The following is a 256-nucleotide window of genomic DNA, read 5'->3' as shown; positions in this document are numbered from 1 at the left end:
CGCGCCTGAGCTACGCCCAGCTCAACGCCCGCGCCAACCGCCTGGCCCATCGCCTGATCGCCCTGGGTGTCGGCGCGGATGTGCTGGTGGGCATCGCGGTGGAGCGTTCGGTGGAGATGGTGGTCGGCCTGCTGGCCATCCTCAAGGCCGGTGGCGCCTACGTGCCGCTGGACCCGGAATACCCCGAAGACCGCCTGCGCTACATGATCGAGGACAGCGGCGTGCAACTGCTGCTGACCCAGAGCCACCTGCAACT

At 68.8% G+C, this 256-nt stretch carries 1 protein-coding gene; it reads left to right on the top strand.

What is annotated here, in order from left to right; translation table 11 throughout:
- Positions 1-256 (top strand): AMP-binding protein (locus WCE05_RS26530; RefSeq protein ID WP_368816908.1); only part of this gene is annotated, 256 nt, incomplete at both ends.

Origin of the sequence: Pseudomonas sp. I2 (assembly GCF_040984075.1) — a bacterium.
Taxonomy (GTDB): Bacteria; Pseudomonadota; Gammaproteobacteria; order Pseudomonadales; family Pseudomonadaceae; genus Aquipseudomonas; species Aquipseudomonas guariconensis_B.
Note: the sequence above shows the minus strand (reverse complement) of the source record. Positions and strands in the feature narration are given on the sequence as shown.